Here is a 221-nt window from a genome sequence, read left to right as displayed (position 1 = left end):
CACACTACCATCGCCGCTAATACGTTTCACTACTGAGTTCGGAATGGATTCAGGTGGTTCCGTATCGCTATGGCCGCCAGACAAAAACGGTCAACAAACTTGGAAATTCTGATAAATCGTGTATGAGGGTAAGCGCGTCTTACTCTTCTTCATAAGCGTGTTCTTCGACAACATGCTCCTGCGTTGTCTACTCCCCGCCGTCCTGGCGGTGACAACACCAA

Annotated in this window: 1 rRNA gene; it reads right to left on the bottom strand. The window is 49.3% G+C overall.

Features of this window, described 5'->3' with window-relative positions:
* Positions 1 to 81, bottom strand: a 5S ribosomal RNA gene (rrf, locus tag ACXAGP_RS22140); the annotation flags it as partial.
* Positions 82 to 221: the final 140 nt, after the last annotated feature.

The sequence above is a fragment of the Planctobacterium sp. AWM4_229 genome (assembly GCF_056160305.1).
Note: the sequence above shows the minus strand (reverse complement) of the source record. Positions and strands in the feature narration are given on the sequence as shown.